The organism is Halomonas sp. HMF6819 (assembly GCF_044335525.1).
In the GTDB taxonomy this organism is placed as follows: domain Bacteria; phylum Pseudomonadota; class Gammaproteobacteria; order Pseudomonadales; family Halomonadaceae; genus Vreelandella.
The window spans coordinates 1,014,204-1,039,226 of sequence record NZ_JBIQVY010000001.1 but is presented as its reverse complement, the minus strand read 5'-3'; the positions used below and the strand labels follow the sequence as shown (position 1 = coordinate 1,039,226).

The window sequence follows — 25,023 nt, the reverse complement described above, 5'->3', positions numbered from 1 at the left end:
GCTCAGGGAACGCTTATGACCTTGTTCGTTTGGCGCCACCGTTTATCCGCTCAGGCACTGCCTTGGCACTCCCTCGCGCCGATCCGAGAGGAGCTTTTCAGCGTGGAGCGCCTCGAGCAGCATGCCACCAGTTTGGCCGCGGCTCAGCGCATCAGCGCGTCGCCGCCCCGCGTTCCCGCTTTACAAAGACGTCTTCGGGATAACACGACCGCGCTGTTGAGCGCCTACCAGTCAAGCGCTGCGGCACTGGCGAATGATCAGGACATCATGCCGGTAGCCGCATGGCTTTTGGACAACTACCATCTTGTCGAGGCGCAAATCAGGGAAGTGCGCGCGGATCTACCGCCAGGCTATTACCGTCAATTGCCGAAGCTGGCCGACGGCCCCTTTGCTGGCTACCCTCGGGTGCTGGGGCTGGTCTGGGCGTTCGTGGCGCATACCGATAGTTACTTCGACCCCGAGGTGCTTCAGTGCTTTTTAGCCGCCTATCAGCGCGTGCAGCCGCTCACTATCGGCGAGCTATGGGCAGTGGCGATCACCCTGCGGATCGTGTTCATCGAGAATTTGCGCCGCCTGGCCGATCAAATCACCGATGAGCAAAAAGCGCGTACCGAGGCGGACGAGCTGGCGCGAAGCCTGCATACCCCTGGCGACGAGCCTTTAGTCAATCCGCTTGAAAAAGGGCCTGGCGATATACAAGGGGGCGGAGAGGCGTTTGCCGCTCAGCTGGCCAAGCGCCTGCGTGATCAGGACCCGCGCACCGTCCCGATGCTGGGGTGGCTCGAGCAGCGCTTGGCCCGTCAAGGCGACAGTATCGACGAGGTCGTGCACCGGGTGCAGCAGCGCCAAGGGGCGGCCAATGTCACCATGCGCAATATCATCGATAGCATGCGCTTGATATCGAGCATCGACTGGCCAGAGATCGTCGAGCGCGCCAGCCTCGTGGATGCCAGGCTCAGCGCTGGCAGTCCGTTTGCGGCCATGGATTTTCCGACCCGTAACCGTTACCGCAGCGCCATCGAGCGTCTGGCCCGTAGAGCCGAGTGCAGCGAGCTCGACGTGGCTAAATACGCGCTCGAGGCCGCTCGACAGGCCGGCGCGAGCCAGGCCGACATGATCGAAGCGGCACGGCTGGGCGATCCGGGCTATCACCTGATTGGCGCGGGGCGCCAAGCGCTGGAGCGGGTTATCGGCTATCGTCCTTCGCTGGGCCAACAGCTGGGTCGGACAACACGGCAGCTGGGGCTTACCGGTTATCTGGGCGCGATCGGCTTGCTGTCGCTTTTGCTGCTGGGGCTGGCGCTGTGGTCGTTGACCGCCGTGGTGGCGGGCAGTGGGGCTAGTCTGGGGTTCGGCTGGCTGGCGCTACTGGCATTGATGGGGTGGTTACCTGCCAGCGACGTGGCCGCCGCGCTGGTCAACCTGTCGATCACGCGCGCCGTGGGGCCACTGTCGCTGCCAAGCCTCGATCTGGCGCAAGGGGTGCCGCCGGCGCTGCGTACTCTGGTGGTGGTGCCCACGCTGCTTACCAGCGAAGCCGACCTGAACGAACAGATCGGCCATCTGGAAGTACATCACCTGGCGAGCGGCGAAGGAGCGCTTCACTACGCCTTGCTGCTGGACGGCGTCGACGCCGACCAGCAGGAGCTTTCAAGCGATGCGCCGCTACTGGAACGTGCACGACGGGAAATCCAGCGGCTCAATCAGCGCTATGGCCCCTTGTCGGATCAGCCGGGCGAACGGTTCATGCTGCTTTACCGCATGCGCACCTTCAATGCCAGCGAAGGGCGCTGGATGGGCTGGGAGCGCAAGCGCGGCAAACTCTGCGAGCTGAACCGCTGGCTGCGCGGCGCCCAGCACACCGCTTTCGTCGAGGCGCCGGCCGCACCGGCCAACGTGCGCTACGTGATTACGCTGGATGCCGATACCCGCCTGCCCCGAGAGGCAGCGACACGGCTGATCGGCAAGATGGCGCACCCGCTCAACCGGCCGCGCTTCAGTGAAGCCGAGCGGCGGGTCGTGGAGGGCTATGGCGTTCTCCAGCCGCGGAGCACTCCGGCGCTGCCGACCGGTACGGAAGGCTCCCGGTTTCAGCGGCTATTTTCCGCCCCCGGCGGCATTGACCCCTATGCTGGCGCCGTGTCGGACGTTTATCAGGATCTATTTGGCGAAGGCTCGTTTGCCGGCAAGGGTATCTACGATGTAGACGCCTTCATGGCGGCCATGGAGGGGCGAGTTCCGGACAACTCACTGCTCAGCCACGATTTGTTCGAGGGGCTTTTCGCGCGGGCGGGGCTGGTGTCGGACGTGGAAGTCGTCGAGGATTTCCCGGCGCGTTTCGAGGTCGCTGCCAAGCGCCAGCACCGCTGGACCCGTGGCGACTGGCAGCTACTGCCTTGGGTGCTGGGGCGGGCGCAGGCAGCGCTCGAGGTTCGAGCGCAAAGGCTTTCACCGCTGGCGCGCTGGAAAATGCTGGATAATCTACGCCGTTCGCTGGTGGCCCCGGCCACCCTGGCGAGCCTGGCGGTGAGTTGGTGGCTACCTTTACCTGCGGCGGCGCTGGCAACGCTGCTGCTGATCAGCGTGATCGCCATACCAACGCTTTTGCCGCTGATGGCCGTCGTTGTACCCGCCCGTCCGGGGCTTGAGATGCGCCCGCACGTGTCCCGGTTGCTGCTGCTGTCGCGTCTGGCAGCGATGCAGACGCTGACGTTTCTCGCTTTTCTCCCTGACCAGACGTGGCGCATGTTGGATGCCATTGGCCGCACACTGTTTCGGCTTGGTATCTCTCGCCGTCATTTGCTCGAATGGACGACGGCGGCGCAAAGTTCCTCGCGCCCGGCGCTGACGCTGGCTGGTTTCTACCGCGCCATGGCGCCCGGGGTGGGATTGGGGATGCTCGCGGCGTTGCCAGCGCTGTTGCATCAGCCAGGCCTTGGTGTGCTGATCGTACCGGTGGGACTTTTGTGGCTGGGGGCACCGGCACTGGCGGCCTATCTGAGCCGCCCTCCGATCGGAGCGCCTGGCCGCTCGCTGAAACAGGCGCAGCGGCTGGCGCTGCGCTCGGTGGCGCGGCGCACCTGGCGCTTTTTTGAAACCTTCGTCACCGCCGAAGAGAATCATCTACCGCCGGATAACTTCCAGGAAGACCCGCAGCCGGTCATTGCACACCGCACCTCGCCCACCAATTTAGGGCTTTATCTGCTCTCCACCGTTGCCGCGCGCGATTTCGGCTGGGCGGGCACGCTGGCCACGTTGGCGCGGCTCGAACGGACGCTTGCCACCATGCGCGGCTTACCGCGTTTCAACGGGCACTTTTACAACTGGTATGCCACCCGTGATCTGCGGCCTCTCGAGCCGATCTACGTCTCGTCGGTGGACAGCGGCAATCTGGCAGGGCATTTGATCGTGCTCGCCAATGCCTGTGACATGTGGCTACCCGCCAAGCCCTTGGCGGATCTGCGCCCCGGCATCGGCGATACCCTGCGTTTGGCGGGTGAGGCGCTCGAGGCGCTCGACGTAGCCTGTAATGAGCCTGAAACGCCGATGGCGCAGTGGGAGTCGATGGCGCGGCTGTTCGACGACGCGTCAGTGCCAGCGTTAGCCGAATTCAAGGCGCTAAGTACAGCGCTCCTTCATTCGCTGTACCAGCAGGTCGAGCCCGGCGTCAGCGAGGCGGGCGACAATGCGCGCTTTTGGTGTGCCGCCCTCGACAGAATGCTCGGCGAGCACTGCCAGGACCTCGAAGGGCTCGCAGCGGCGTCGGTCGCGACGCGGTTGAAGGCGCTGGCGGGGGAGGCGCGGCAGATGGCGATGGCCATGGACTTCGGCTTTTTGCTCGACGAAAAGCGTCGGCTGCTGTCGATCGGCTACGCGGTGGCCCAGAACCGCCTCGATATCAGCTGCTACGACCTGCTCGCCTCCGAAGCGCGGCTGGCCAGCCTTTTCGCGATCGCCAAGGGGGATGTGCCCACCCGCCATTGGTTTCGCCTTGGGCGTACGGCCACGCCGCTGGGCGGCGGATCGGCGCTGATTTCCTGGTCGGGCTCGATGTTCGAATATCTCATGCCGTCGCTTTTGATGCGCGCCCCGGACGGTAGCCTGCTGGCGCAGACCAACGGCCGCGTGGTCAAGCGTCAGCAGGACTACGGTGACTCGCTGGGCGTGCCCTGGGGGCTTTCAGAATCGGCCTATAACGCGCGGGATTTGGAGTTCACCTATCAGTACTCGAACTTTGGTGTGCCGGGGTTGGGGCTCAAGCGTTGGCTGTCGGCGGATGTAGTGATCGCCCCTTACGCCACGGGACTGGCGGCGATGGTGGATCCCGTTGCGGCGTACCATAACTTTATGCGGCTGGCAGTGATGGGCGCGCTGGGACGCTACGGCTTCTACGAGGCGTTGGATTTCACGCGCTCGCGGCTGCCTGCCGGGGAGCCGGTGGCGATCGTGCGCGGTTTCATGGCGCACCATCAGGGCATGACCATCGTGTCGCTGGCCAATGTCGAGCATCAGGGACTCATGCGCACGCGCTTTCATCGAGAACCGATGATCAAGGCGTGCGAGCTTCTGCTACAAGAGCGAGTGACGCAGGATATCGCCATTGCCTACCCCAGCGCCGAGGAGGTCAAAGCGGCGCCGAAAGGGTTACCTGGAGACGCCCCGACGGTGCGGCACTTCACGGCGGTCGAGGGAGCACCACCGGTGACGCATCTGCTTTCGAACGGCCTTTACGCGGTGATGCTCACGGCGGGTGGCGGGGGCTACAGCCGCTGGCAGAACGTAGCGGTGACCCGCTGGCGCGCGGATGCAACCTGCGATCCGTGGGGCAGCTTCATTTTTTTGCGCGACACGTTCGATGAAACGGCCTGGTCCGCCTGCGGTCCGCTCGTTCGGGGGGGCAGCGCCTGCTCTGAAGACCCTCTCGAGGTCACGTTTGCCGAGGAGCACGCCTGCTTTAGCCGCCGCCGAGGGCCGCTGACCAGCCTGCTCGAAGTGCTGGTGTCCAGCGAAGACGATGGCGAGGTACGCCGGGTCTCGTTGACCAACGCCGGGCGGGATACGCGGGAGGTCGAATTGACCAGCTACGCGGAGCTGGTGTTGACTGCCCCGGCGACGGATAACGCGCATCCGGCCTTTGCCAAACTGTTCGTCGTGACCGAGTATTTACCCGAATTGGGGGCGCTGGTCGCTACTCGGCGTGCGCGCACGCCGGATGAAGCACCGGTCTGGGCGGCCCACTTCGCAGTACTGGAGGGCCAAAGCCAAGGGGCGCCGGAGTACGAAACCGATCGCGCGCGCTTTATCGGCCGCGGGCGGTCACTGCCCACGGCGGTGAGCCTGGCCAGGGGGCAGGCGCTATCCAATACCGTGGGCACGGTGCTCGATCCGATATTTTCGCTCCGTTTTCGCGTACGGGTGCCGCCAGGCAACGGCGTTCGGGTGGCGTTCTGGACCGTGGTCGCCGGGTCTCGCCAGGCGCTGCTCGATCTAATCGACAAGCATCACGACCGCAGCGCTTTCGACCGTGCCGGTACGTTGGCCTGGACCCAGGCCCAGGTGCAACTGCTCCACCTTGGCATCAAGACCGACGAAGCGGCGGATTTTCAACGCCTGGCAGCGCCGCTGCTGTATCCGGACGCGCGTTTTCGAGCGCCGGCAAAGGTCATGCTGCAAGGCGCTGGCCCACAGTCCGGCCTCTGGCCTTACGCCATCTCCGGCGATTTGCCCATCGTACTGCTGTGTATCGACACGCTCGACGACCTGGCGCTGGTGCGTCAGCTGCTGCGCGCCCATGAGTACTGGCGCATGAAGCGTTTGGGGGTCGACGTGGTGATTCTCAACGAGCGCGCTGCCTCCTACGTGCAGGATTTGCAGAACGCGATCGAAACCTCCGTGCTCAGTAGTCAGGCGCGTCCTCGGCTGCGAGAGGGCTTCGCACAAGGCACCGTCACCGCGCTACGCACCGACCTGATGAGCCAGGCCGCGCAGACCCTACTGCGCGCGGCAGCGCATGTCGTGCTGCACGCTCATCGCGGCTCGCTATCCAGCCAGCTCGCCTTTCTTGAATCGAGCTTGGCGAAGGCCGGCGGCTCGGAGACCGGGGCACCAGCGCCTTTGCCACGCAAGGTGCTGTCGGATAGCGTCAAACGCGAGGACGCGGTACCCCCCCTGGAATTTTTCAACGGGCTGGGCGGTTTTGACCGACTGGGGCGTGAGTACGTCACGGTGCTCACGGAGGGGCGCACCACGCCAGCCCCGTGGATCAACGTGATGGCCAATGCCGGGTTTGGCTATCAGGTCTCGGCCGAAGGCAGCGGCTACCTGTGGGCCGAGAACAGTCGTGACAACCAGTTGACGCCCTGGTCCAACGACCCGGTCACGGACCCACCAGGAGACGCTCTCTATCTTCGCGACGAGCAAAGCGGAGCGCTTTGGACGCCTACCGCGCTGCCAATAAAAAGCAGCGGGCGCTATCTGGCTCGCCATGGATTCGGCTATAGCCGCTTCGAGCACCAGGCCCATGGCATCGCCACGAATTTGCTTCACTTCGTGGCGCTCGAGGCGCCGGTAAGGATGTCGAGGCTGACGCTCGACAATCGCTCGGGCCGGCCTCGGCGGGTGTCGGTCACCGCGTATGTCGAATGGGTATTGGGCACCTCGCGCAGCGAATCGGCCCCTCACATTACGACGCAAGTGGATGAGCAGAGCCATGCGATGCTGGCCAAGCGTCCCTGGAGTATCGATTTTCCCGGGCGGGTCGCGTTCGTTGACCTGGCGGGGCAGCAGAGCGCCTGGACGGCGGACCGGCGCGAATTTTTGGGCGCTCGTGGCCAGGCCGACGCACCTGCTGCGTTGCAAGGCGCGGTGCCGCTTTCCGGGGCCTGCGGAGCGGGTCTGGACCCTTGTGCGGCGCTGCAGTGCGTGGTGGACATCGCCCCCGGGGCGCGGGTCGACGTCATCATGCTGATCGGCCAAGGGCAGTCACTCGAAGAGGCGAGATCCCTCATTGCCCGCTACCGCGAGGCGGATCTGGACGCGGAGCTTGCCGCGGTAGAGGCGCATTGGCAAACGCGGTTGGACGCAGTCCAGGTGAGCACGCCCGATCGCGCGATGGATATCATGCTCAACGGCTGGCTGCTCTATCAGACGTTGGCGTGCCGCATTGCGGCGCGCGCCGCTTTCTATCAGGCGAGCGGCGCGTTCGGCTTTCGCGATCAGCTTCAGGATGGCATGGCGCTTGGGTTCGCCTGTCCGGACGTTACGCGTGCGCATCTGCTGACGGCCGCCTCACGCCAGTTCGTCGAAGGCGACGTTCAGCATTGGTGGCTGCCTCAGCAGGGCCAGGGGGTGCGCACGCGGATTTCCGACGATCGGGTCTGGCTGGCCTACGCCTGCGCGCAGTACATCGAGACCTCCGGCGAGGTTTCGATCCTCGATCAGCGCATTGGCTTTTTGGAAGGGCCGGCGTTGAACGACGATGAGCACGACGCTTTCTTCACGCCCCGTACGTCGGACGAGACCGGTACGCTGTTCGAGCACTGCGCGCGCGGGCTCGACTCGAGCCTGGCCTTGACCGGGGTAAGCGGGTTGCCCCTGATCGGCGGCGGCGATTGGAACGATGGCATGAATCGGGTCGGGTTGGAGGGCAAGGGCGAAAGCGTTTGGCTCGGCTGGCTCTTGCTGCGCACGCTTGGCCTGTTCGCGCCCTTTGCCGAGCGTTACGACCCACCCCGGGCCGAGCGCTGGCGCGCCCATGCGAAAGCGCTTGGCGAGGCGCTCGATAGCGTTGCCTGGGATGGCCAGTGGTACCGGCGCGCTCGTTTTGACGACGGCAGTTGGCTGGGTGGGCAGAACGCCGAGGAGTGCCGCATCGATGCCATCGCGCAAACCTGGGCCGTTCTTTCCGGCGGCGCTGATCCCGCCAAGGCCGCCATGGCCATGCGCGCGTTCAAGCGCGAGTTGATTCGCAAGGAGCCGGGCCTGGCGCTCTTGTTCTGGCCGCCCTTCGACAAAACCCCCAAGGACCCGGGCTACATTCGCGCCTATCCGCCGGGGCTTCGCGAAAACGGCGGCCAGTACAGCCACGCGGCGATGTGGGGGATCATGGCGTTCAGTGAGTTGGGCGAGGGTGACGAAGCGGCGGCGCTGTTCGCGCTGCTCAATCCGATCAACCATGCATTGACGCCGGACGACGTCACGCGTTATCGAGTGGAACCCTACGTTGTCGCCGCGGATGTTTACTCCGTGGCGCCTCTGGAGGGGCGCGGCGGCTGGACCTGGTACACCGGCTCCGCCGGCTGGATGTACCGGGCCGGTGTGGAAGGTATGTTAGGGCTTCGCCGCCGGGGGCAGACGCTGGTCATCGCGCCCTGTCTGCCGAACGCCTGGTGGGGCTTCGAGGCTCAAGTGCGCATCGCAGACACGTCCTATGCCATTCGGGTCGACCAGGTGGAGGAGGAGGCGTCCACTCGGGCCGTGCTCGATGATTCGCCGCTTTCCCTTTCACTGGGACCGGTGACCGTACCACTGGATGGACGTCCTCACCGGCTCACGCTCACGCTGTCGCGAGCTAATCTGCGCGTGCCATGACGCTGGCATACAGCGCGCGGTCCGTTTCATAGCAAGAGCAGGCGGCCTTGATGAGCCCTGGGCGATCGAGAATGGTGATTTCGCCGCGATGATAATCGATCAGTTTGCGCGTTTGCAGCGCAATGGCCGACAAAGTGATACCGGCTCGGCGCACGCCGAGCATGATGGCCAGAAACTCGTGGGTGAGCCGTAAATGATCTGAGCCTGCCCTGTCATGGGTCATCAACAGCCAGCGTGCGAGCCGCTCCTCGATATGATGGAAGTGGATGCAGGCTGCCGCGCCGGACAACTGATGCATCACGACGTAGAGATAACGTAACAGGCGGCGATGCAACTCGGGGCTATTCGCCACCAGGCAGCGAAAGCTATCCGCCTCGACGCGCAGTGCCTCTCCCGCGCCTTGCACGATCCCCATGAGGGCCGAATGATCGACACCGAGCAGGGCGCTGACGCCCAGCACTCCCTCACGGCCGGCCATGGCGATTTCGAGACGGCTCTCGCCGTCGAGCACCGTCATTTGCGAAATAAAGCCATCGGTTGGAAAGTAGACGTACTCAAGCGTCCGGTTGGGATACTGCAGTACTTCGCCAAAGATAAGGGGAACCGACTCGCTCGTGTCCGAAAAACGCGCCTTTTCTTCGCGGGGCAATCCCTTCAGTAACTGATTGGTACTGGGCAAACGATGAGTGGACGTCATGAGTCCCTCTGAGTGAATGAGCCTGGCAGGCAGCACCGCGAACGGTCGGCATTGCCAACAGCGCTATTGCTTCGGTGTGGGCTGGAGTGAGGGCAAAAGTTGGCGTGAATACCCAAGGTAACACTAAAAAAGCGCAGCGTCGGCACGCCAGCGCACATAGTTCGAAGCCGGCAGGGTTCGAGGTTAGTCGCGTACGAGATTGGCAGAGTTCGAAGCGGGCAGGAAAAAAGTACTCGAAGTCGCTGTGTAGAGGCTGAGGTCACGTCACCTCGAGGTGATTGAGCAGACGATCATATTCGTTTTTCACCACCGCATAGCATTCGCACACGCGTGCCTCCAGGCCGGCCCGGTCGCGTACGGTAATGTGACCGCGGTTATAGGAGATAAGGCCTGCTTTTTGTAGTTTTCCTGCCGATTCAGTCACGCCTTCGCGGCGAACGCCTAACATGTTGGCAATCAGCTCCTGGGTCATCACTAGATCGTTGCCCGGTAGGCGGTCAAGGCTCAACAGTAGCCAGCGACAGAGCTGCTGGTCGACGCTGTGATGTCGGTTGCAGACGGCCGTTTGGGCCATCTGTGTGAGCAGTGCTTGGGTATAGCGCAGCAGCATGCGCTGAAGAGAGCCGGCGCGTTCGAACTCGCGTTTGATCAGCCCTCCTTTGAGGCGATAGGCGCGTCCCGAACTTTGTACGATTGCGCGACTGGGTGTGGTTTCACCGCCCATGAACAGCGAAACACCAATGACCCCCTCGTGCCCGACCACCGCGATCTCGGTCGAAGATCCATTCTCCATAACGCACAGCAGCGACACGATAGCATCGATGGGAAAATAGACGTGGCTCAACGCGCGGCCCGACTCATAAAGCGATTGGCCCAGCGTTAACGTGACTTCTTCGAGATGAGGCGACAGGTGAGCGAGCTCTTCATCCTTGAGCAAACCAAGCAAGCCATTTTGACGAAATGGGTGTCGCTCGTGCATCCAGCAATCCCTCCTGATTCACTTAAAAAAAGCGTGAAGCTTGAATGAAAGCGTTCATTAAGCGGCTATTTTTTTATCGAAGCGTGATTCATTGAAAACCCTAAGTCAGTATAAGGATTCGACCGTTTGATTCTGTACGCTGTCGAACATAGCGAGAATAGGTGATGACGTCGGCGAGAATTGAAATATACAAAAAAATTTGAATTGTGTACTGAAAACGTCCACTACGTGTGCGCTAGCGCACAGTCGAGAGCAAAGGGCGGGATTATGGTGACAAGCGCCTGCATAAAAAATGCGCGTGAACCCCCCTTTTGGCATCTTCATGAGCGGGCGGTCTGGTTGAACGTTGAGTCGCGGCTCGTGTTGCCAACATGATGGAAAAGTCGCTACTCAGGTATTGGGTATCAAGAGGGTCTGGGGCAACAGATTCAAATAAAACGAAGCGCAATGGCAAGCTGCGGCGCGCCAGGATGGTCGTGCTTAATAATAAAGTTTCATCCCGGACACGATTACACATGGGGAAGATGGCATGCTGTACGGTGATGGCAATAACCGCAGTAGCTCTGTGTCCAGGCACAAGGAATCAGTACCCGGCGCTCATGTTTTAGCGCCACTGGTGATATGGCATCGAGAGAGGGATTGGGCTCACGTTGCGCTCAATTATGTCACTGACGCGGTGTTGACCACCGACGAAAATGGTCGGGTTACCTATCTTAATCGTGAAGCCGAAGTGCTGACCGGCTGGTCGAAAAGTGAGGTCTCGGGCAGCCCCGTCGAGCAAGTGCTTGCGTTGATTGATCGCCAAACCTGCGAGTCAATGGTAAGCCCGGCCATTCGCGCCATGATCGAAAATCGGCCGTTGCAACTTGCGCTCGACGCTATCTTGATTCATCAAAACGGCAGTCAGCGCGAGATCGAGTACTTTGCCGCTCCCATTCACGATCGCCAAGGGGACGTGGGCGGATCGGTCATGATATTTCACGATGCCTGCCAATCGTTCGCTCGTTCTGCCCAGCTGGCGTATCAGGCTCAGTACGACCCTCTAACCGCTTTGCCCAATCGTTTCCTCTTCGCTGACCGAGTTTCGCGCGCGCTGATCCAGGCCAAACGCGGCCATCATAAAATGGCGCTTCTATACGTCGATATGGATCGATTCAAGGTCATCAACGATACGCTGGGTCATGCGGCAGGCGACCGCTATCTTCAAATAGTGGCCGAGCGATTAAGCGGCTGTATACGCATGAGCGATACGATATGCCGTCATGGAGGCGATGAATTCATAATGCTTTTGAACGAAATCGAAAGCGTCGAAAGCGCCTTGATGGTGGCGCAGAAGGCGCTGGCGGCTTTGGATCAGCCTTGTTTGCTGGTGGGGCATCGACACACCATCAGCGCCAGTATCGGCGTGAGTATTTACCCCGACCACTCGACCGATCAGCACGGACTACTCCACTGCGCCGACCTGGCAATGTACTGCGCCAAACAAAAAGGCCGGCATCAGTGCCAGCTGTTTTCTTCGGAAATGGGGGCGCAGTGCTAGGTGCTAAGCGCTAAGTGAACGCTCGGCGCGTAGTGTCGTCCTGAACGTGGATCACTCTGATCGCCGGGTGTGCCAACCCGGTAGCGGTTAATACCCGATGCCGTCCCTCGAGTTTCTATTTAAACGAACTTCTATCTAAACGAGTTTGTACCTAATCGAGCCTTTACTGACACGTAACGAAGGCGCCTTCCGTCTCTACGATATACTCCGGCAAACCGCTTTTTTCCTCATGCGCCGTCGCCAGGCTACTCGCCGCGAGCTAACGCTCGCTCCCGCAAGCACTTGCCAAGCTCGACTGAATGGCACCAGGTCAAAGACACTTGGGAGTTCCAGCAAAAGCCCGTTACGCCCATCTCGAGCTCAAGAACGTCTACCCGAACTCTTTCGTGACGCCGCCGCGCAGCATTTCCCGCGGGGTGATCGACCGCGACGGGGATTACGACGCCTACACCCTGGATAACCGCCTGATCGCGCGTACCTATACCGAGAACACCGAAAACACGCTGCTGCTCGGTGCGGGCTACCAGAAGCTCGATTTGAACTACGTCAACCGGGACAGCTTCCGCACCCTGGGCGACGGCTCGAGCTTCTTTGCCAACATCGATACCGTCGATCTCTACCAGCCGGACTACGCGGCGTTCAGCGAACCGGACACCGGCGACCCCACCCGGCACGATCTGAGCCAGCGTCAGTTCGGCTTCTACGTGCAGGATCAGCTGCGCGTCGCGGACAACTGGATCTTTCTGGCCGGCGCCCGCTACGACAACGTGAAAAGCTCCGAGGATTTGAGCGACAACACCGGCCGCTCTGATCAAGGCTACGACGACGAACAGGTGTCGCTGACCGCCGGCGCCATGTACTTGGGTGACAACGGTATCTCGCCGTACGTGAGCTACAGCGAATCCTTTACGCCGGTGGCGGGCAGCGGCCCGAGCGGCGACAGCTACCGGCCGCTGGAAGGCCGCCAGCTCGAAGCCGGGGTCAAGATCGCACCGTTCGATATCGACGGCTACGTCACCGTCGCCGCTTTCGATGTAGAAGAGGACAACACGCTGATCTCTACCGGCGCGCCGGTACAGGAGCAGGCCGGCGAGCGCCGCTCTCGGGGCCTGGAAGTGGAGGGCGTGGGCTATCTGACGGATGCGCTGCAGCTCACCGCGGCCTACACCTACACCGACGCGCGTTATGACGTCAGCGATGCCCAGCAGGACGAACGCGTACCGCTGGTGCCGCGCCACGCCGCCTCCGCGCGCCTGGACTATGACGCCAGCCAGTTCGTGCCTGGCGTCTCCGTCGGTGCCGGCGTGCGCTACGTGGGCGAAAGCGAGCCGAGCCCCGGCAGCAGCGTCGACGGCAGCGTGTCTTCGGCCACCGTGTTCGATGCCGTGGCCAGCTACGACTTCAACCCGAACTGGACCGCCCAAGTGAACGTCAACAATCTCACCGACAAGGAGTACGTCAGCGGCTGTGACTTTTACTGCTACTACGGTGCCTCGCGCAGCGTGATCGGAAGTATTAGCTACCGCTGGTAGGATTTTCACTTGTGCATAAAAAACCGGCTTAGGCCGGGTTTTTTAGTGGGCGGTCATTTCTATAAGTTTTGATGCTCCCTTTTGGCTACTCCTCCAAAACTTATTCTTCCAAGCCCCGGCTTTCATGCAGGGCGTTATTTTCATTCCATTTTTACGCTCCACCGCGTTCAACAAGGCTTAGTACCGCGATAAAACTGAGGGTGCTTTTAATTTGAAATGTCTTTAAAAATATTTGACATGTTAAAAATATAAATTCAACCTTCTTAAAAAATCTAACATCCTGAAGGTATTTTAATGAGTGACAGTTTTCAGTTTCACCCGGAAGCGTGGATCGAGCATCGTGCGCCACGTTTTAAGGGCCAGCGCCTTTCTTCTCGCTATTTGATGATGCAAGACGGCACGCGGATCGCCGTCGATGTGCACCTGCCTGGTAATGAAGAAGCCGGCGAACGCTTTCCCGTAGTCGCCTTCTTTACGCCTTACTACCGGCGCATGAAGCTGACGCCCGATGCGCCTCAGGATTTGGAGGATTGCCCCAATATCGGCGTGTTTCGTTCGCTGCTGCTGGCGCGCGGGTACGCGCTGGTTGCCGTCGACGTACGTGGCAGCGGTGCATCCTTTGGCGTCAGGACCGGGCTTCGTTCGCCCAAGGAGCGCACGGACTACCTGGAAATCGTCGAGTGGATCAATGCTCAGGCGTGGTGTAGTGGGTCGATCGGCGTTACGGGTATCTCGTATCTAGGGGCGGCGGCGGATTTCACCGCGTCCTGGGCGCACCCGGCAGTCAAGGCGATCGTGCCTCACTCGGCGGTATGGGATACCTGGTCCAACCAGCTCTATCCCGGCGGGGTCATGTGCCGGCGGCTGGTCAAAGAGTACGGCAATCTAATGGACGCACTGGACGATGACGCAGCCGAAGATCGGAACAAGTTTCCCTACTTCAGTGGCACTCACTACGATGGCCCAGCGCCAGTTGATGAAGATACCGACGGCATCTTGCTAGCCGAAGCGCTCGAGGCGCACAAAGCCAATTTCGATATGGCCGACTTCGTCCACCAACTGACCTTTCGCGACCGAGCGCTGCATACCGACCCGGATTTCAGCTCGGCGATCATTAGCCCTTACTACTACGCCAATCGTGATGCAGATAGCCAAACTGCGGTTTACACAATTTCGGGCTGGATGGATGGCCACTACGCCAAGGGGGCGGCTCTGCGCTACCAGTGGCAGCAAAATCCGAACAAACGTCTGCTTCTGGGCGCTTGGGATCACGGAGCACGCACCGGCGCAAGCCCCTATCGCCATGACCCGCAGCCTCAAGCAAAACCTTTGGCCGAGACGCTGCGCTTCTTCGACGAGCACCTGATGGGGATCGCGACCGGCCTCAAAGACGAGCTTCCGGTTCACTACTACACGGTTGGCGAGGAGCGCTGGAAAGCCGCTTCGGAGTGGCCGCCCTGTGACATCCGGTGGCACACGCTCTATTTCCAGCCGAATAGCGGTCTGGCGGCCGAAAAACCGCAGGCGCTGGATGTTGCGGACCACTACACCGGCGACTATCGCTGCGGAACAGGCAATCAGTCCCGCTACAACCGCTTGTACGCGCAGAACGTGGAGGGGTATTACGCCGACTGGGACGGGCGCGATCAGACCATGCTGAGCTACACCACCAGCGTACTGGACGCCGACATGGAGTTGACCGGCCACCCCGTCGTGCGGCTGCACATTGAAAGCGATACCCAAGACTGCGCGCTGTTCGTGTATATCGAAGATATCGATGATAAGGGCAAGGCAAGATACGTGACCGAAGGCGTGTTTCGGGCACTTCACCGCCGCGTTGCCCCGGCGCATCCTAACTTGCCTCCGCTAGGGCCAGAACACAGCTTCAACGAGCGGGATGCACGCTATCTCATCCCAGGGGAGTACAGCGAAGTGGCTTTTGATCTGCTGCCCACTTCCTGGCTTTTCAAGGCGGGCCACCGCCTGCGCGTCGCCATTTCCTTGGCCGATAGCGATCACTTTTCGCGCATTCCCGATGGCGTGGTACCCACGATCCACGTCGGCCGCAGTCAGCATCGCGCCTCGGCTATCGAGCTTCCGCTCATGCCACGCGAGTGATACTCGCTCATAACAAAGTGCCGCGCTTTGACGGGGCACGCTAATCGACGGCTGCAAAAAACGCCCAACTGCAAAAAGCTCTAAAACAAACCAACAGGGTACTCAACGATGCAAACATTAACGCGATACTGTCTGAGATTCGTGCAGACCTGCCTACCCAATGCGCTACTGCTGGCCATGGCGCTTAGTGTGGTCGTGTTCATGATGGGCGTTTTGCTAGAAGGCCAAAGCGCTACCACCATGCTCAATGGATGGGGCGACGGCTTCTCCAACCTTTATCGATTCGCGATGCAAATGTCGCTGATTCTGCTGACCGGTTTCGTCATCGCCAAGACGCCAATCGTCGCCAGAATGATCGACCGTCTCGCCTCCATGCCGACGTCGCCAGGCCAAGCCGCCGGGGTCGTGGCCGTAGTTTCCATGGTCACGTTCTACGTCAACTGGGGTTTCGGGATGATCGTGGGCGCATTTTTGGCGCGTGAAATGGCTCGGCGCGTGCCCGGGCTTCATTTCCCCCTAGCCGTGGCTGCCGCCTATTCCGGTGAAATTATCCGTGGCACCACCGCCTCCATTCCGCTGCTGATGGCCTCGGAAGGCAACTTCATGCAGGACGTAGTGGGCGTAATTCCGATCACCGAAACGCTCTACGCTTGGTGGAACGTAGGGCTTTCGGTGATCCTTCTATTCCTGCTGTATTTCGTGTTTTCGCGCATTAAACCCGAAGCCGATGAAATCGTGCAGTACCAAGGCGAACCGCTGGACAATACGGTTGAGCAGGTCGATACCAGTCAAATGCCTTGGGCCGAAAAACTCGAGCATTACCGCTTGCCCAACCTGGTGATGGCGCTGCTACCCATCGGCTACCTGATCATCAACTTCCAGGAATTAGGATTCACCCTAAGTCTGAATCTGGTGATTTTAATTTTCTTGGCCGTGGGGCTCATCTTGCAGCCGAGTCCGGCAAGTCTGGGCGCGGCGGTCAAGGAGGGCATTCTTGCCTGCCGCGGTATCATTATCCAGTTCCCGCTCTATGCTGGTATTGCCGGCATGGTGCAGGTGTCGGGGCTGGCGGACAGCATGGCTGGCTGGTTTGTCGAAATCGCCAATGTTCACACCTTCCCGGTCGTGACCTTCATCTCCGCGGGTATTGTAAATATCTTCATTCCTTCCGGCGGCGGCCAGTGGGCGATCCAGGGTCCCATTATGCTTGAAGCTGCGCAGCGCTTGGGCGCCGATATCCCGCAAACAATTATGGCATTCACTTGGGGCGATGCCTGGACCAACCAGATGCAGCCTTTCTGGGCGCTGCCGCTTTTGGGCGTGGCCGGGCTTTCCGCTCGCGACATCATGGGTTACTGCGTTATGTGGACCTTGATATGCGGTGCCACCATTATGTCCGTCTTCGTGGTGCTGTCGCTGCTTTGAATCGTTTCGAAAACCAGGCTAGATGATAAACTAAGGTGGTGTCTCGGGTTTCCGGACACCGCCTTGCTTTTAACATGGAACGTTTCATGGCTCCCAAGAAGAAAGTCAGCCTGAATGCTCAAGCCTTCGAGATTATCAAGCGCGATATCATTGCCTGCCGTTTGAGGCCGGGGACGACCATCACCGAGGTGTGGTTGACCGAGCACTACGCGTTTGGAAAGGCGGCGATTCGCCATGCTTTGACGCGACTGGCCCAGCAAGGGTTAGCCGTCAATCACGGCCGTCTTGGCTATACCGTTGCCCCGATCACCCTTAAGGGCATTCGCGAAAGCTATCAGGCTAGGCGCCTGCTCGAGCCTGAACTATGCCGGTTAGCGGCGGGCAGACTGGATAAGGAAACGCTCAGCGCTCTTCAGGAGTGCAGCCAAGCGACCTATGACCGCCACAGCACTGCCGAAATGATCGACTACTCCTATGCTAACCATCGGTTTCACAGCCTGATCGCGCGCGCCGCTGGCAATCAGCGCCTAGCGCGGCTCATTGAGGAGCTATCGGAAGATCATATGCGCATTGCCTACGTTAGCATGGTGTATGGGCAAAGCGATGGCTATTGGAGCGAAGAGCACGCCGAGCTTGTCAGCGCACTCGAAAAAGGCCAAGGCGATATCGCCGCCCGGCTGATGGATGAGCATTTGAAGCGCGGCGAACAAGCGATTATGCAGGCCGTACTGGAATTGCCCGATTTGCTGGAAACCGCCATCGGCTAATGAGGCTTATCACGCTGCAATCGCTACATCGCGATGTTTACTCGTCGCGTTTTTTTGTGGGTTTAGATGTGGATATCCATCAACCGTTAATGGCCTCAATGCGGGTAGCCTGCCACACGAAGCTTTCCGTGGGCCCCTGGTCGAGATCGGCGCAGGTGTCGACGCGTAAAAGCGCGACGCTCTGGCACTGCACCTCGAACGTGGTGGTATGTTCGGCCTGCTGGCACTGCCAGCGAAGCGTGCGCTGCTGTTCGTCGCCCTGATCGTCGGTCAGCGTCAGTTGGGAAAAGGGCGCCTCAAACTCAAGTCGTTCGAGCAGCGCCACCTCGGCGCACTGCTGGGCCGGGGTAAGCCGCGAGTCACCGCGGTAGCCGGGCAGAAACCGCCGGCCGCTGGCCTCAGTGCGCAGAAAGGGCAGCACCTGCTCGGGGTGAAGGCGCCCATACTTGCGCACCTGGGGCAGCACGATGAGGCTGGCGGCCAAACGGCACCCGCCTAGGTGACTGCTTTCCCATACATCGAAAGGCAAGGCGTGCTCCAAAACGGCGGCGGCCAGCGCCTTGTAGGTGCGGTAGCCGTATTTCGCGCAGCACTTGTCCTTCTTGCCGTGAGTGCAGCACAGAATCAGGTCGGCTTCCGGCGGCGCCTGCTCCCACTTGGCAAGCGAATGGCCCTGACGCCACCGGTCGAGAAAGCGGGGCAGCTCATCGCGCGCCACGTTGAAGCGGCGCCGTTCCGGCATCAGAAAAATCTGATGGCAGGTGGCGTCCTGTGCCCGGCGGTGAATCAGGTTGACCCGCCGGCCAGCGGCGGCGATCTCGTCCAACTGCGTTTTCAGCGGATCCGCCATGTCGCTTGCGTGGCGCAGGTTGCGCTGCCACTTGGCGCGGGGCCAGCTGATCAGCAGGTTCTGCTCGGCGTGGGCGGCGCTGCCCGCCAGCGGGTCGTGCTGCTGCTGGCTCAGCTCGGCGCAAAAGGTGTGGGTCATGAGGCTTTTCGGGGTGAAAGGCGGCTGGGCGGGCGCTCAGGGGCGCGCTTTCGCGGCACGCAGATCGGGCGGCCGCTTTCCGGGTCCTGCAATACCTGGGCGTCGAGTTCGAACACGCGCTTAAGGTTCTCGGCGGTGAAGACCTCGCCAGGCGCGCCCTGGGTCACGATGTGCCCGTCGCGCATTAGCACCAGGCAGTCGGCGTAGGCGGCGGCCAGGTTCAGGTCGTGCAGTACCAGCAGCAGCGTGCGGCTCTTCTCGTGGGCGAGCCGCGACAAAAGCTCCAGAAGATCCACCTGCACCTTCAAATCCAAAAAGGTGGTGGGCTCGTCGAGCAGGATCAGGTCGGTTTGCTGGGCCAGCACCATGGCAATCCAGCAGCGCTGGCGCTGGCCGCCGGAGAGCGCATCGACACCGCGCTCGGCAAAGGCGCCAACGTCGGTGTAGGCCATCGCCTCGCGCACGGCCTCCTCGTCCTGACGGCTGTTTTTCTGCCATAACCCTTGGTGAGGAAAGCGGCCCATGCTGACCAGCTGGCGAACGCTCAAGCCTTCTGGTGCCACCGGGCCCTGAGGCAGAATTCCCAAGCGCTTGGCCACCTCGCGGGTGGGGCGCTGGTGAATGTCCTTGCCGTCCAGGTAGACCTGCCCGGCGCTGGGGGCGAGCGTACGCGCCAGGGTCTTGAGCAGTGTCGACTTGCCGCAGCCGTTGGGGCCCAAAAGCACGGTGAGCCGGCTTTCCTCGATGGCGATATCCACCCCTTTTAGCACGGGCTCGACATCGTAGCCGACGCGAAGGCCAGCGCCGGTCAGGCGAGAAAGTGGGGGCGAAGAGAGCGTCATGGGCGGGCTCGTGCAGTCAGCGAACGGAGCAAACCCTAGGATAAAAAATTCTCATTTTCAATATTTTCCCTCCTTTGCGCCTTTTTCCGGTACGTCATATCGCTATCCATTAAAAGACATCCGCGCAGGAATGAGTCGAACGCGGTGTTCCATTTTATAGAAAATAAGGGTCTAATATGCGTAATACAATCATTATCATTTAGATGCTCGTTCCAATGCGGGTATTTATGCGCGCCAACACAAGGCACATCGAAAAGCGGCTTAAAAAGCGGTGAAAAAAAGCTGTTAAAAAAAGGGGTAGGACAAGGTGAATATCGATAAACGCATGGCCATCTGGCCAACGGTCACCCTCGCCGGGCTGGTGGCAGCGACGCAGGGCTTCGCTCAACAAACCGAGCCCGCCGGGCGCAGCAGCGCTGAGCCGACCATGGTGGTCACCGCCTCGCGCACCAATGCAACCGTGGAAGACTCGCCGCAGACGGTGCGCATCATTAGCGAGGAGGAGATCACCCAGCAGCGCCAGATGACCAGCGATTCGTCGCAGATACTCAGCAACCTGCTGCCGTCCTACTCACCCAGCCGCCAGAAGATGAGCGGCAGCGGCGAGACGCTGAGAGGCCGCACGCCGCTGATCCTGATCGACGGTATTCCCCAATCCAACCCGCTGCGCCCGACCGGGCGCGAGGCGCACGCCATCGATTTCTCGATGGTCGAGCAGATCGAAGTGATCCAGGGCGCCAACGCCACCAACGGCGTGGGCGCGGCGGGCGGGGTGATCAACCTGATCACCAAGCGCCCGGAACCCGGCTCCTTCAACCAGTACGTAGAGGGGCAGATCACCACGCCCACTCGTGAGCTCGACAGCGAGACGCTGAGCTACAAGGCGGGCTACGGCGTGAGCGGCAACAGCGGCGACGTGGATTATCTGTTTTCGGCAAGTGTGGAAGACCAGGGGCTGTTTCTGGACGGCAACGGCGACGCGGTCGGGGTAGACAACACCCAGGGCGATCTCATGGATTCGCGCTCGTATGATCTGCTGGGCAAGCTCGCCTATTGGATCGACGACGACCAGCGCCTGCAGTTCACGCTCAATCACTACGATATCGAAGGCCACAACGACTACTTAAGCGTTACAGGCGACCGCGCGAACGGCGTGGTCACGACCTCGCTGCGCGGCACCCCCGAAGGCGATGCGCCCTACAACCGGGTGTGGACGACCGGGCTTGGCTACGACCATTTCGATTTAGCCGGCATGCAGCTCAGCGCCCAAGCGTTCTACCAGGACTACGAGGCGCTGTTCGGCGCGACCGACTCGGCGACCTTTCAGGACCCGGCGCTGGCGCCGGTGGGCACCTACTTCGACCAGACCCTGGCGGCGACCACCAAGTTCGGCACCAAGGTCTCGCTGACCCGCGACGATCTGTGGGACGAACGCCTGAAGGTAACCCTGGGCTTCGATACGCTGTTCGATGAAACCGAGCAGTACCTGTACACCAGCGATCGCACCTACGTGCCGCCCACCGACTACACCGATCTCTCGCCGTTCGTGCAGGCCGACCTGCGCCCGGTCGACTCGCTTCTGCTCTCCGCCGGCGCGCGCTACGAGTACGCAAAGCTCGACATCGACAGCTACCGCACCGTGGCGGCCAACAACGGCGTGGCGGTGGAAGGCGGCGACCCGAGCTTCAACGAAACGCTCTATAACCTGGGCGCGGTCTGGAGCCCGGTCGAGCACTGGAGCCTGTTCGCCAACTACTCCGAAGGCTTCTCGATTCCCGATGTGGGGCGCGCGCTTCGCGGCATCAGCACGCCGAATCAGTCCGTTGGCAGCATCGATAACCTCGCCCCGATCGTCACCGACAACATCGAAACCGGGGTACGCTTCGAGAACGGCCGCCTGGCGGCGGAGCTCAGCTACTACGAATCCTCGTCCGACTTCGGTAGCCGCCTGACCGAGATCGACGACGTCTTCTACATGCAGCGCCAGGAGACCGAGATCAAGGGCGTCGAGGCCGCGCTGGACTACCAGTTCAACGACCGCCACTCCGGCCGGGTGGCCTACTCGCGCATGGACGGGCGCTATGACAGCAACGAGGACGGAAACCTGGATGCCAAGCTCTCGGGGCTCGATGTCTCGCCGGATCGTCTGACCGCCAGCTGGTCAGCGAACTGGACCGATGACCTCTCCACCTTCGTGCAGGCCAACTACGCCTTCGATGAAACCTTCGATGAGGCGAACCGCGAGTTCGACGGCTACCTGCTGATGGACGCGGCGATCGGCTATCGACTGCCGGTCGGCCAGATGAACGTCGGGGTGTCCAACCTGCTCGACGAGCAGTACGTGACCTACTACTCGCAGAGCGCGCTGGTTAACGACGAGCGCTACTTCGCCGGTCGCGGGCGCACGTTGACGCTGGGCTATCGTCTGGATTTCTAGCGCGTTCTATACAGCAGATAGACGAAAAAGGGCGCGCCGATGCCGGCCACGAAGATTCCCGCCGGCAAATCCTTGGGCAGAAAGGCGACCCGCCCCAGCAGGTCGGCGCAAAGCACGATGAGCGCGCCGACCAGCGCGGCGGCGGGCACAAGCCTTGCCAGATGGCGACCGGTTAGCCTGGCCGCGAGATGCGGCGCCATCAGCCCAACGAAGCTCAAGCCCCCGGCAAAGGCCACCGCCGCGCCCGCCAGTACCACGCTGCAGGTTAAAAGCGCCAACCGGCTGCGCGTGATGGCCACCCCTAGCCCCAGCGCCACGTCGTCGCCCAGCGCCATGGCATCGGCGTGGCGGGCAAGCATCAAGCAAACCGGCAGCGTCACCAAAAGCCAAGGCAGTAGCCCCCGCACATCGTCCCACTGCGCGCCGTAAAGGCTGCCGGTGAGCCAGACATAGGCCGCCATGGCCGCCGCGTCGTCGCCGATCACGATCATCATCGTCGTCCCCGCGCCCAGCGCCGCCGCCAGACCAATCCCCACCAGCACCATGCGCGTCGGGCGAATGCCCCGTTGCCAGCTTAGCCCGATCACTGCAAAGGCCGCAGCCAGCGCGCCGAGCATCGCCGCCACGGGCAGCCAGTGGATGCTTAAGGTCGACCCCAGCAGCGCCAGAAACGCCACCGCGGCGAAGGCGGCGCCGCTGGTGATGCCGATCACGTCCGGCGAGGCCAACGGGTTGCGCACGATCGCCTGCAACAGCGCCCCGGCCACGGCTAGCGCCGCGCCGACCAGCACCGCCAGCGCGATGCGCGGCAGACGAAGCTCCCAGACGATGAAGGCGATATCACTTTTTGACGGCGCGATTAACGCCTCGGCCACTCGGGCCGGCGAGGTCGGAAAACTGCCCAGACACAGCGACAGCGTCGCACTGGCGATCAATAGTAGAAAAAGCGATAGCAGCGTGGCGCGAAAGGAGGCGAGCGCGGCGGGCGCTGTGCGCGAAGAAGCGTTCATGTTCATTGGGCGGCCAGCCTGCGCCTTGCCAGGTAAATGAAGAAGGGGGTGCCGAGCAGCGCGGTCATCACGCCCACGGGTACTTCCTGGGGCGGCATCACGAAGCGCGCGGCGACGTCCGCCAGCAGCAGCAGCGCCCCCCCGAGCAGCACGCAGGCGGGCAGCAGCCAGCGGTGGTCAACTCCGAAGAGCCCGCGCGCCATGTGCGGCACGATCAAGCCCACGAAACCGATCATCCCCGCCAGCGCCACGGAGCTTCCCGCCAGCACGATGACCGCCGCGCCCAGCAGCAGCTTGGTGGTCGTCGCCGACATGCCAAGGCCGGTGACCAGGTCGTCGCCCAGCAGCAGCGCGTTGGCGCGCCCGGCGAGCAGCGCGCTGAGTATGAGACCGCCCAGAAACAGCGGTAGCAGCGGCGCCACCAGATGAAGGTCGCGCCCGGACACCGAGCCCGCCAGCCAGTAAAGCACGCTCTCGAAACTCTGCTGATCGATCACCAGAAGTCCCTGGCTGAACGACACGAACAGCGCCGTGACCGCGACGCCGGCCAGCACCACGCGAAGCGGTGAAAACTCCCCCTGGCGGCCGCGGGCCAGCGCTACCACCAGGCCGGCCGCTAACAGGGCGCCTAAAAGCGCCGCCCAGACGATCTGCCCCGGCGTGCTCAGCGGCGCAAGCGACACCGCCACCACCACGAAGAACATGGCGCCGGCGTTGATGCCCAGAATCCCGGGAGAGGCGAGCGGGTTGCGGGTCACGGTCTGCATCAAAGCCCCCGCTACGGCAAGGCTCGCGCCGACCAGCGCGGCCACGCAGGCTCGCGGGATGCGCTCGGTGAGCAGGATGATCTGATCTACCCGGCCCGGGTCGTAGTGGAAAAGTGCCTGGGGCAGGGCGCTCAAGGCGATTGGCGTGGTGCCCAGCATCACGCTTGCCAGAAACGCCGCCAGCAGCGCAAGCGCGCCTACAAGCAGCCCGAGCGCCCGGCTCGATGTATGGCTCAGCATGGGGCGTTCTCCCTACCGGCCGCGAAGGCGCTTTCGCCAAACGCGGAAGGGCGAAGCTGGTAATGGCGGTAAAGGTCGTCGAGCATGGCATTGGCGGCCAGGATGCCGCCGCCCATCATCCAACTGACCGGCTCGACCTCGAATACCCGGTCACGCTCGACCGCCGTCAGCCGCTGCCAAAGCGGATGCGCCGACCAGCGGCGGTAGTTGTCGGCGATGGCCGGGTCATCCGGCTCGAGCAGCACGAACATCACGTCGGCGTCCAGCACCGGAATGTTCTCTGGGCTTGTCAGCTTCATCCCCCAGCTTTGGGCGGTCAGTGTCTTGGACTGTGCAAAGCCCAGCTCGCTGAGAATCGAGCCGGCGAAGCCGCTGGTGTAGATACGCAGGTGATCGCTCTTGAAGCGCACCACCGCCACCTTTTGCGGCCACTCGCTGCCGAACCGCTCCATGATCTGGCGGCGAAAGTCGGCGACTCGCGCATCCCAGCGCGCAAGCAGCGCCTCGGCGCGCGCCTCGCGCCCGGTGGCCTCGGCCATTTGGCTCAGCGTGATCTTGAAATCGAACACCGTGGGCATGGAAAGCGTCGGCGCGATGGCGCGCAGAAGCGGGGCGACCCGGGCGTGGCGAAAGTCGCTGGCAACAATCAGCTCGGGGGAAATCCAGGCGATCTTCTCAAGATTGGGCTGGGTTTCGAGGCCCACGTGCTCCACCCCGGCCAGATCGTCTCGCAGGTAGCGATACATCGGCCGCTCGAGCCATGAATCCACCACGCCGATGGGCGTCAGTCCCAGCGCCACGGCGTTGTCCGTCGCCCCCTGAAAAAGCGTGACGATGCGCAGGGTCTCGGGTGAGGAGGCGTCGCGCACCGATGTATCGCGCACTGACGCATCGTGTGCCAAGGTGTCAGCCGAAAGCGCCATAGCGCCGGGGGCGGCCAGCAGGGCGCCAAGCCCCGTGCAAACGGTGAGAAGTCGACGGCGCGTAAGGCCGTCGTCGCGAAGGCGCGGTGTGATCGCCACGAAGGGTACCCAATCAAAAGAGGCGATGTTGTCACGCGCTAGAAGAGAATGCAAAGCGTTATCAGGCGTT

14 protein-coding genes are annotated in these 25,023 nt (G+C 61.9%); 7 read left to right on the top strand and 7 right to left on the bottom strand.

Going from position 1 to position 25,023, the window contains the following annotated elements; translation table 11 throughout:
- Positions 1-15: 15 nt before the first annotated feature.
- Positions 16-8,589, top strand: coding sequence for a GH36-type glycosyl hydrolase domain-containing protein (locus ACGLWX_RS04675; RefSeq protein ID WP_396237738.1), 8,574 nt, complete (start codon positions 16-18; stop codon positions 8,587-8,589).
- On the opposite strand, the gene ACGLWX_RS04670 is transcribed toward ACGLWX_RS04675, so the two are convergent.
- Both ACGLWX_RS04670 and ACGLWX_RS04665 read right to left on the bottom strand, forming a co-directional pair.
- Positions 8,570-9,286 (bottom strand): Crp/Fnr family transcriptional regulator, encoded by a 717-nt coding sequence (locus tag ACGLWX_RS04670; RefSeq protein ID WP_396237736.1) that lies wholly within the window; start codon positions 9,284-9,286, stop codon positions 8,570-8,572. The genes ACGLWX_RS04675 and ACGLWX_RS04670 overlap by 20 nt on opposite strands.
- A gap of 259 nt (positions 9,287-9,545) precedes the next feature.
- Positions 9,546-10,265 carry a Crp/Fnr family transcriptional regulator gene (locus ACGLWX_RS04665; RefSeq protein ID WP_396237734.1) on the bottom strand — a complete coding sequence of 240 codons (720 nt, stop codon included), beginning with the start codon at positions 10,263-10,265 and terminating at the stop codon, positions 9,546-9,548.
- 529 nt (positions 10,266-10,794) lie between these two features.
- On the opposite strand from ACGLWX_RS04665, the gene ACGLWX_RS04660 reads away from it, so the two are divergent.
- The 5 genes from ACGLWX_RS04660 to ACGLWX_RS04640 all read left to right on the top strand — a co-directional run bounded on the left by ACGLWX_RS04660 (position 10,795) and on the right by ACGLWX_RS04640 (position 17,647).
- A complete protein-coding gene (locus tag ACGLWX_RS04660) occupies positions 10,795-11,805 on the top strand; it encodes a diguanylate cyclase domain-containing protein (protein ID WP_396237732.1) in 1,011 nt (336 codons plus the stop codon).
- Between the two features lie 320 nt (positions 11,806-12,125).
- Positions 12,126-13,337: a TonB-dependent siderophore receptor gene (locus ACGLWX_RS04655; protein WP_396237730.1), complete on the top strand. Its 1,212-nt coding sequence runs from the start codon at positions 12,126-12,128 to the stop codon at positions 13,335-13,337.
- Between the two features lie 294 nt (positions 13,338-13,631).
- Positions 13,632-15,455 (top strand): CocE/NonD family hydrolase, encoded by a 1,824-nt coding sequence (locus ACGLWX_RS04650; RefSeq protein ID WP_252107013.1) that lies wholly within the window; start codon positions 13,632-13,634, stop codon positions 15,453-15,455.
- A 108-nt stretch (positions 15,456-15,563) separates the two neighbouring features.
- Entirely contained in the window at positions 15,564-16,880 is a 1,317-nt protein-coding gene (locus ACGLWX_RS04645; RefSeq protein ID WP_252107015.1) for a short-chain fatty acid transporter, read from the top strand.
- Between the two features lie 86 nt (positions 16,881-16,966).
- Entirely contained in the window at positions 16,967-17,647 is a 681-nt protein-coding gene (locus ACGLWX_RS04640; protein WP_396237728.1) for a GntR family transcriptional regulator, read from the top strand.
- Between the two features lie 79 nt (positions 17,648-17,726).
- On the opposite strand, the gene ACGLWX_RS04635 is transcribed toward ACGLWX_RS04640, so the two are convergent.
- Both ACGLWX_RS04635 and ACGLWX_RS04630 read right to left on the bottom strand, forming a co-directional pair.
- Positions 17,727-18,635 carry a sucrase ferredoxin gene (locus ACGLWX_RS04635; protein ID WP_396237726.1) on the bottom strand — a complete coding sequence of 303 codons (909 nt, stop codon included), beginning with the start codon at positions 18,633-18,635 and terminating at the stop codon, positions 17,727-17,729.
- A complete protein-coding gene (locus tag ACGLWX_RS04630; RefSeq protein WP_396237724.1) occupies positions 18,632-19,477 on the bottom strand; it encodes an ABC transporter ATP-binding protein in 846 nt (281 codons plus the stop codon). Before ACGLWX_RS04630 ends, ACGLWX_RS04635 begins: the two co-directional genes overlap by 4 nt.
- A 307-nt stretch (positions 19,478-19,784) precedes the next feature.
- On the opposite strand from ACGLWX_RS04630, the gene ACGLWX_RS04625 reads away from it, so the two are divergent.
- Positions 19,785-21,914 carry a TonB-dependent receptor gene (locus ACGLWX_RS04625; RefSeq protein WP_396237722.1) on the top strand — a complete coding sequence of 710 codons (2,130 nt, stop codon included), beginning with the start codon at positions 19,785-19,787 and terminating at the stop codon, positions 21,912-21,914.
- On the opposite strand, the gene ACGLWX_RS04620 is transcribed toward ACGLWX_RS04625, so the two are convergent.
- Genes ACGLWX_RS04620 through ACGLWX_RS04610 form a run of 3 tightly spaced genes read right to left on the bottom strand, consistent with a single transcriptional unit; the run spans position 21,911 to position 25,007 of the window.
- A complete protein-coding gene (locus ACGLWX_RS04620; RefSeq protein WP_396238174.1) occupies positions 21,911-22,924 on the bottom strand; it encodes a FecCD family ABC transporter permease in 1,014 nt (337 codons plus the stop codon). The two genes, ACGLWX_RS04625 and ACGLWX_RS04620, sit on opposite strands and share 4 nt — an antisense overlap.
- Before the next feature lie 2 nt (positions 22,925-22,926).
- The gene (locus tag ACGLWX_RS04615) at positions 22,927-23,931 is read right to left on the bottom strand and encodes a FecCD family ABC transporter permease (protein WP_396237720.1); all 1,005 of its coding nucleotides are present in this window, start codon (positions 23,929-23,931) and stop codon (positions 22,927-22,929) included.
- Positions 23,925-25,007 carry an ABC transporter substrate-binding protein gene (locus tag ACGLWX_RS04610; protein ID WP_396237718.1) on the bottom strand — a complete coding sequence of 361 codons (1,083 nt, stop codon included), beginning with the start codon at positions 25,005-25,007 and terminating at the stop codon, positions 23,925-23,927. The genes ACGLWX_RS04615 and ACGLWX_RS04610 overlap by 7 nt, the downstream gene beginning before the upstream one ends.
- Positions 25,008-25,023: the final 16 nt, after the last annotated feature.

Excerpts from the sequence above, each read along its gene's own strand:
- ACGLWX_RS04615 (WP_396237720.1), bottom strand. The coding sequence starts at position 23,931 with ATGCTGAGCCATACATCGAGCCGGGCGCTCGGGCTGCTTGTAGGCGCG.
- ACGLWX_RS04630 (WP_396237724.1), bottom strand. The coding sequence starts at position 19,477 with ATGACGCTCTCTTCGCCCCCACTTTCTCGCCTGACCGGCGCTGGCCTT.
- ACGLWX_RS04635 (WP_396237726.1), bottom strand. The coding sequence starts at position 18,635 with ATGACCCACACCTTTTGCGCCGAGCTGAGCCAGCAGCAGCACGACCCG.
- ACGLWX_RS04660 (WP_396237732.1), top strand. The coding sequence starts at position 10,795 with ATGCTGTACGGTGATGGCAATAACCGCAGTAGCTCTGTGTCCAGGCAC.
- ACGLWX_RS04650 (WP_252107013.1), top strand. The coding sequence starts at position 13,632 with ATGAGTGACAGTTTTCAGTTTCACCCGGAAGCGTGGATCGAGCATCGT.
- ACGLWX_RS04620 (WP_396238174.1), bottom strand. The coding sequence starts at position 22,924 with ATGAACGCTTCTTCGCGCACAGCGCCCGCCGCGCTCGCCTCCTTTCGC.
- ACGLWX_RS04670 (WP_396237736.1), bottom strand. The coding sequence starts at position 9,286 with ATGACGTCCACTCATCGTTTGCCCAGTACCAATCAGTTACTGAAGGGA.
- ACGLWX_RS04675 (WP_396237738.1), top strand. The coding sequence starts at position 16 with ATGACCTTGTTCGTTTGGCGCCACCGTTTATCCGCTCAGGCACTGCCT.
- ACGLWX_RS04665 (WP_396237734.1), bottom strand. The coding sequence starts at position 10,265 with ATGCACGAGCGACACCCATTTCGTCAAAATGGCTTGCTTGGTTTGCTC.
- ACGLWX_RS04645 (WP_252107015.1), top strand. The coding sequence starts at position 15,564 with ATGCAAACATTAACGCGATACTGTCTGAGATTCGTGCAGACCTGCCTA.
- ACGLWX_RS04640 (WP_396237728.1), top strand. The coding sequence starts at position 16,967 with ATGGCTCCCAAGAAGAAAGTCAGCCTGAATGCTCAAGCCTTCGAGATT.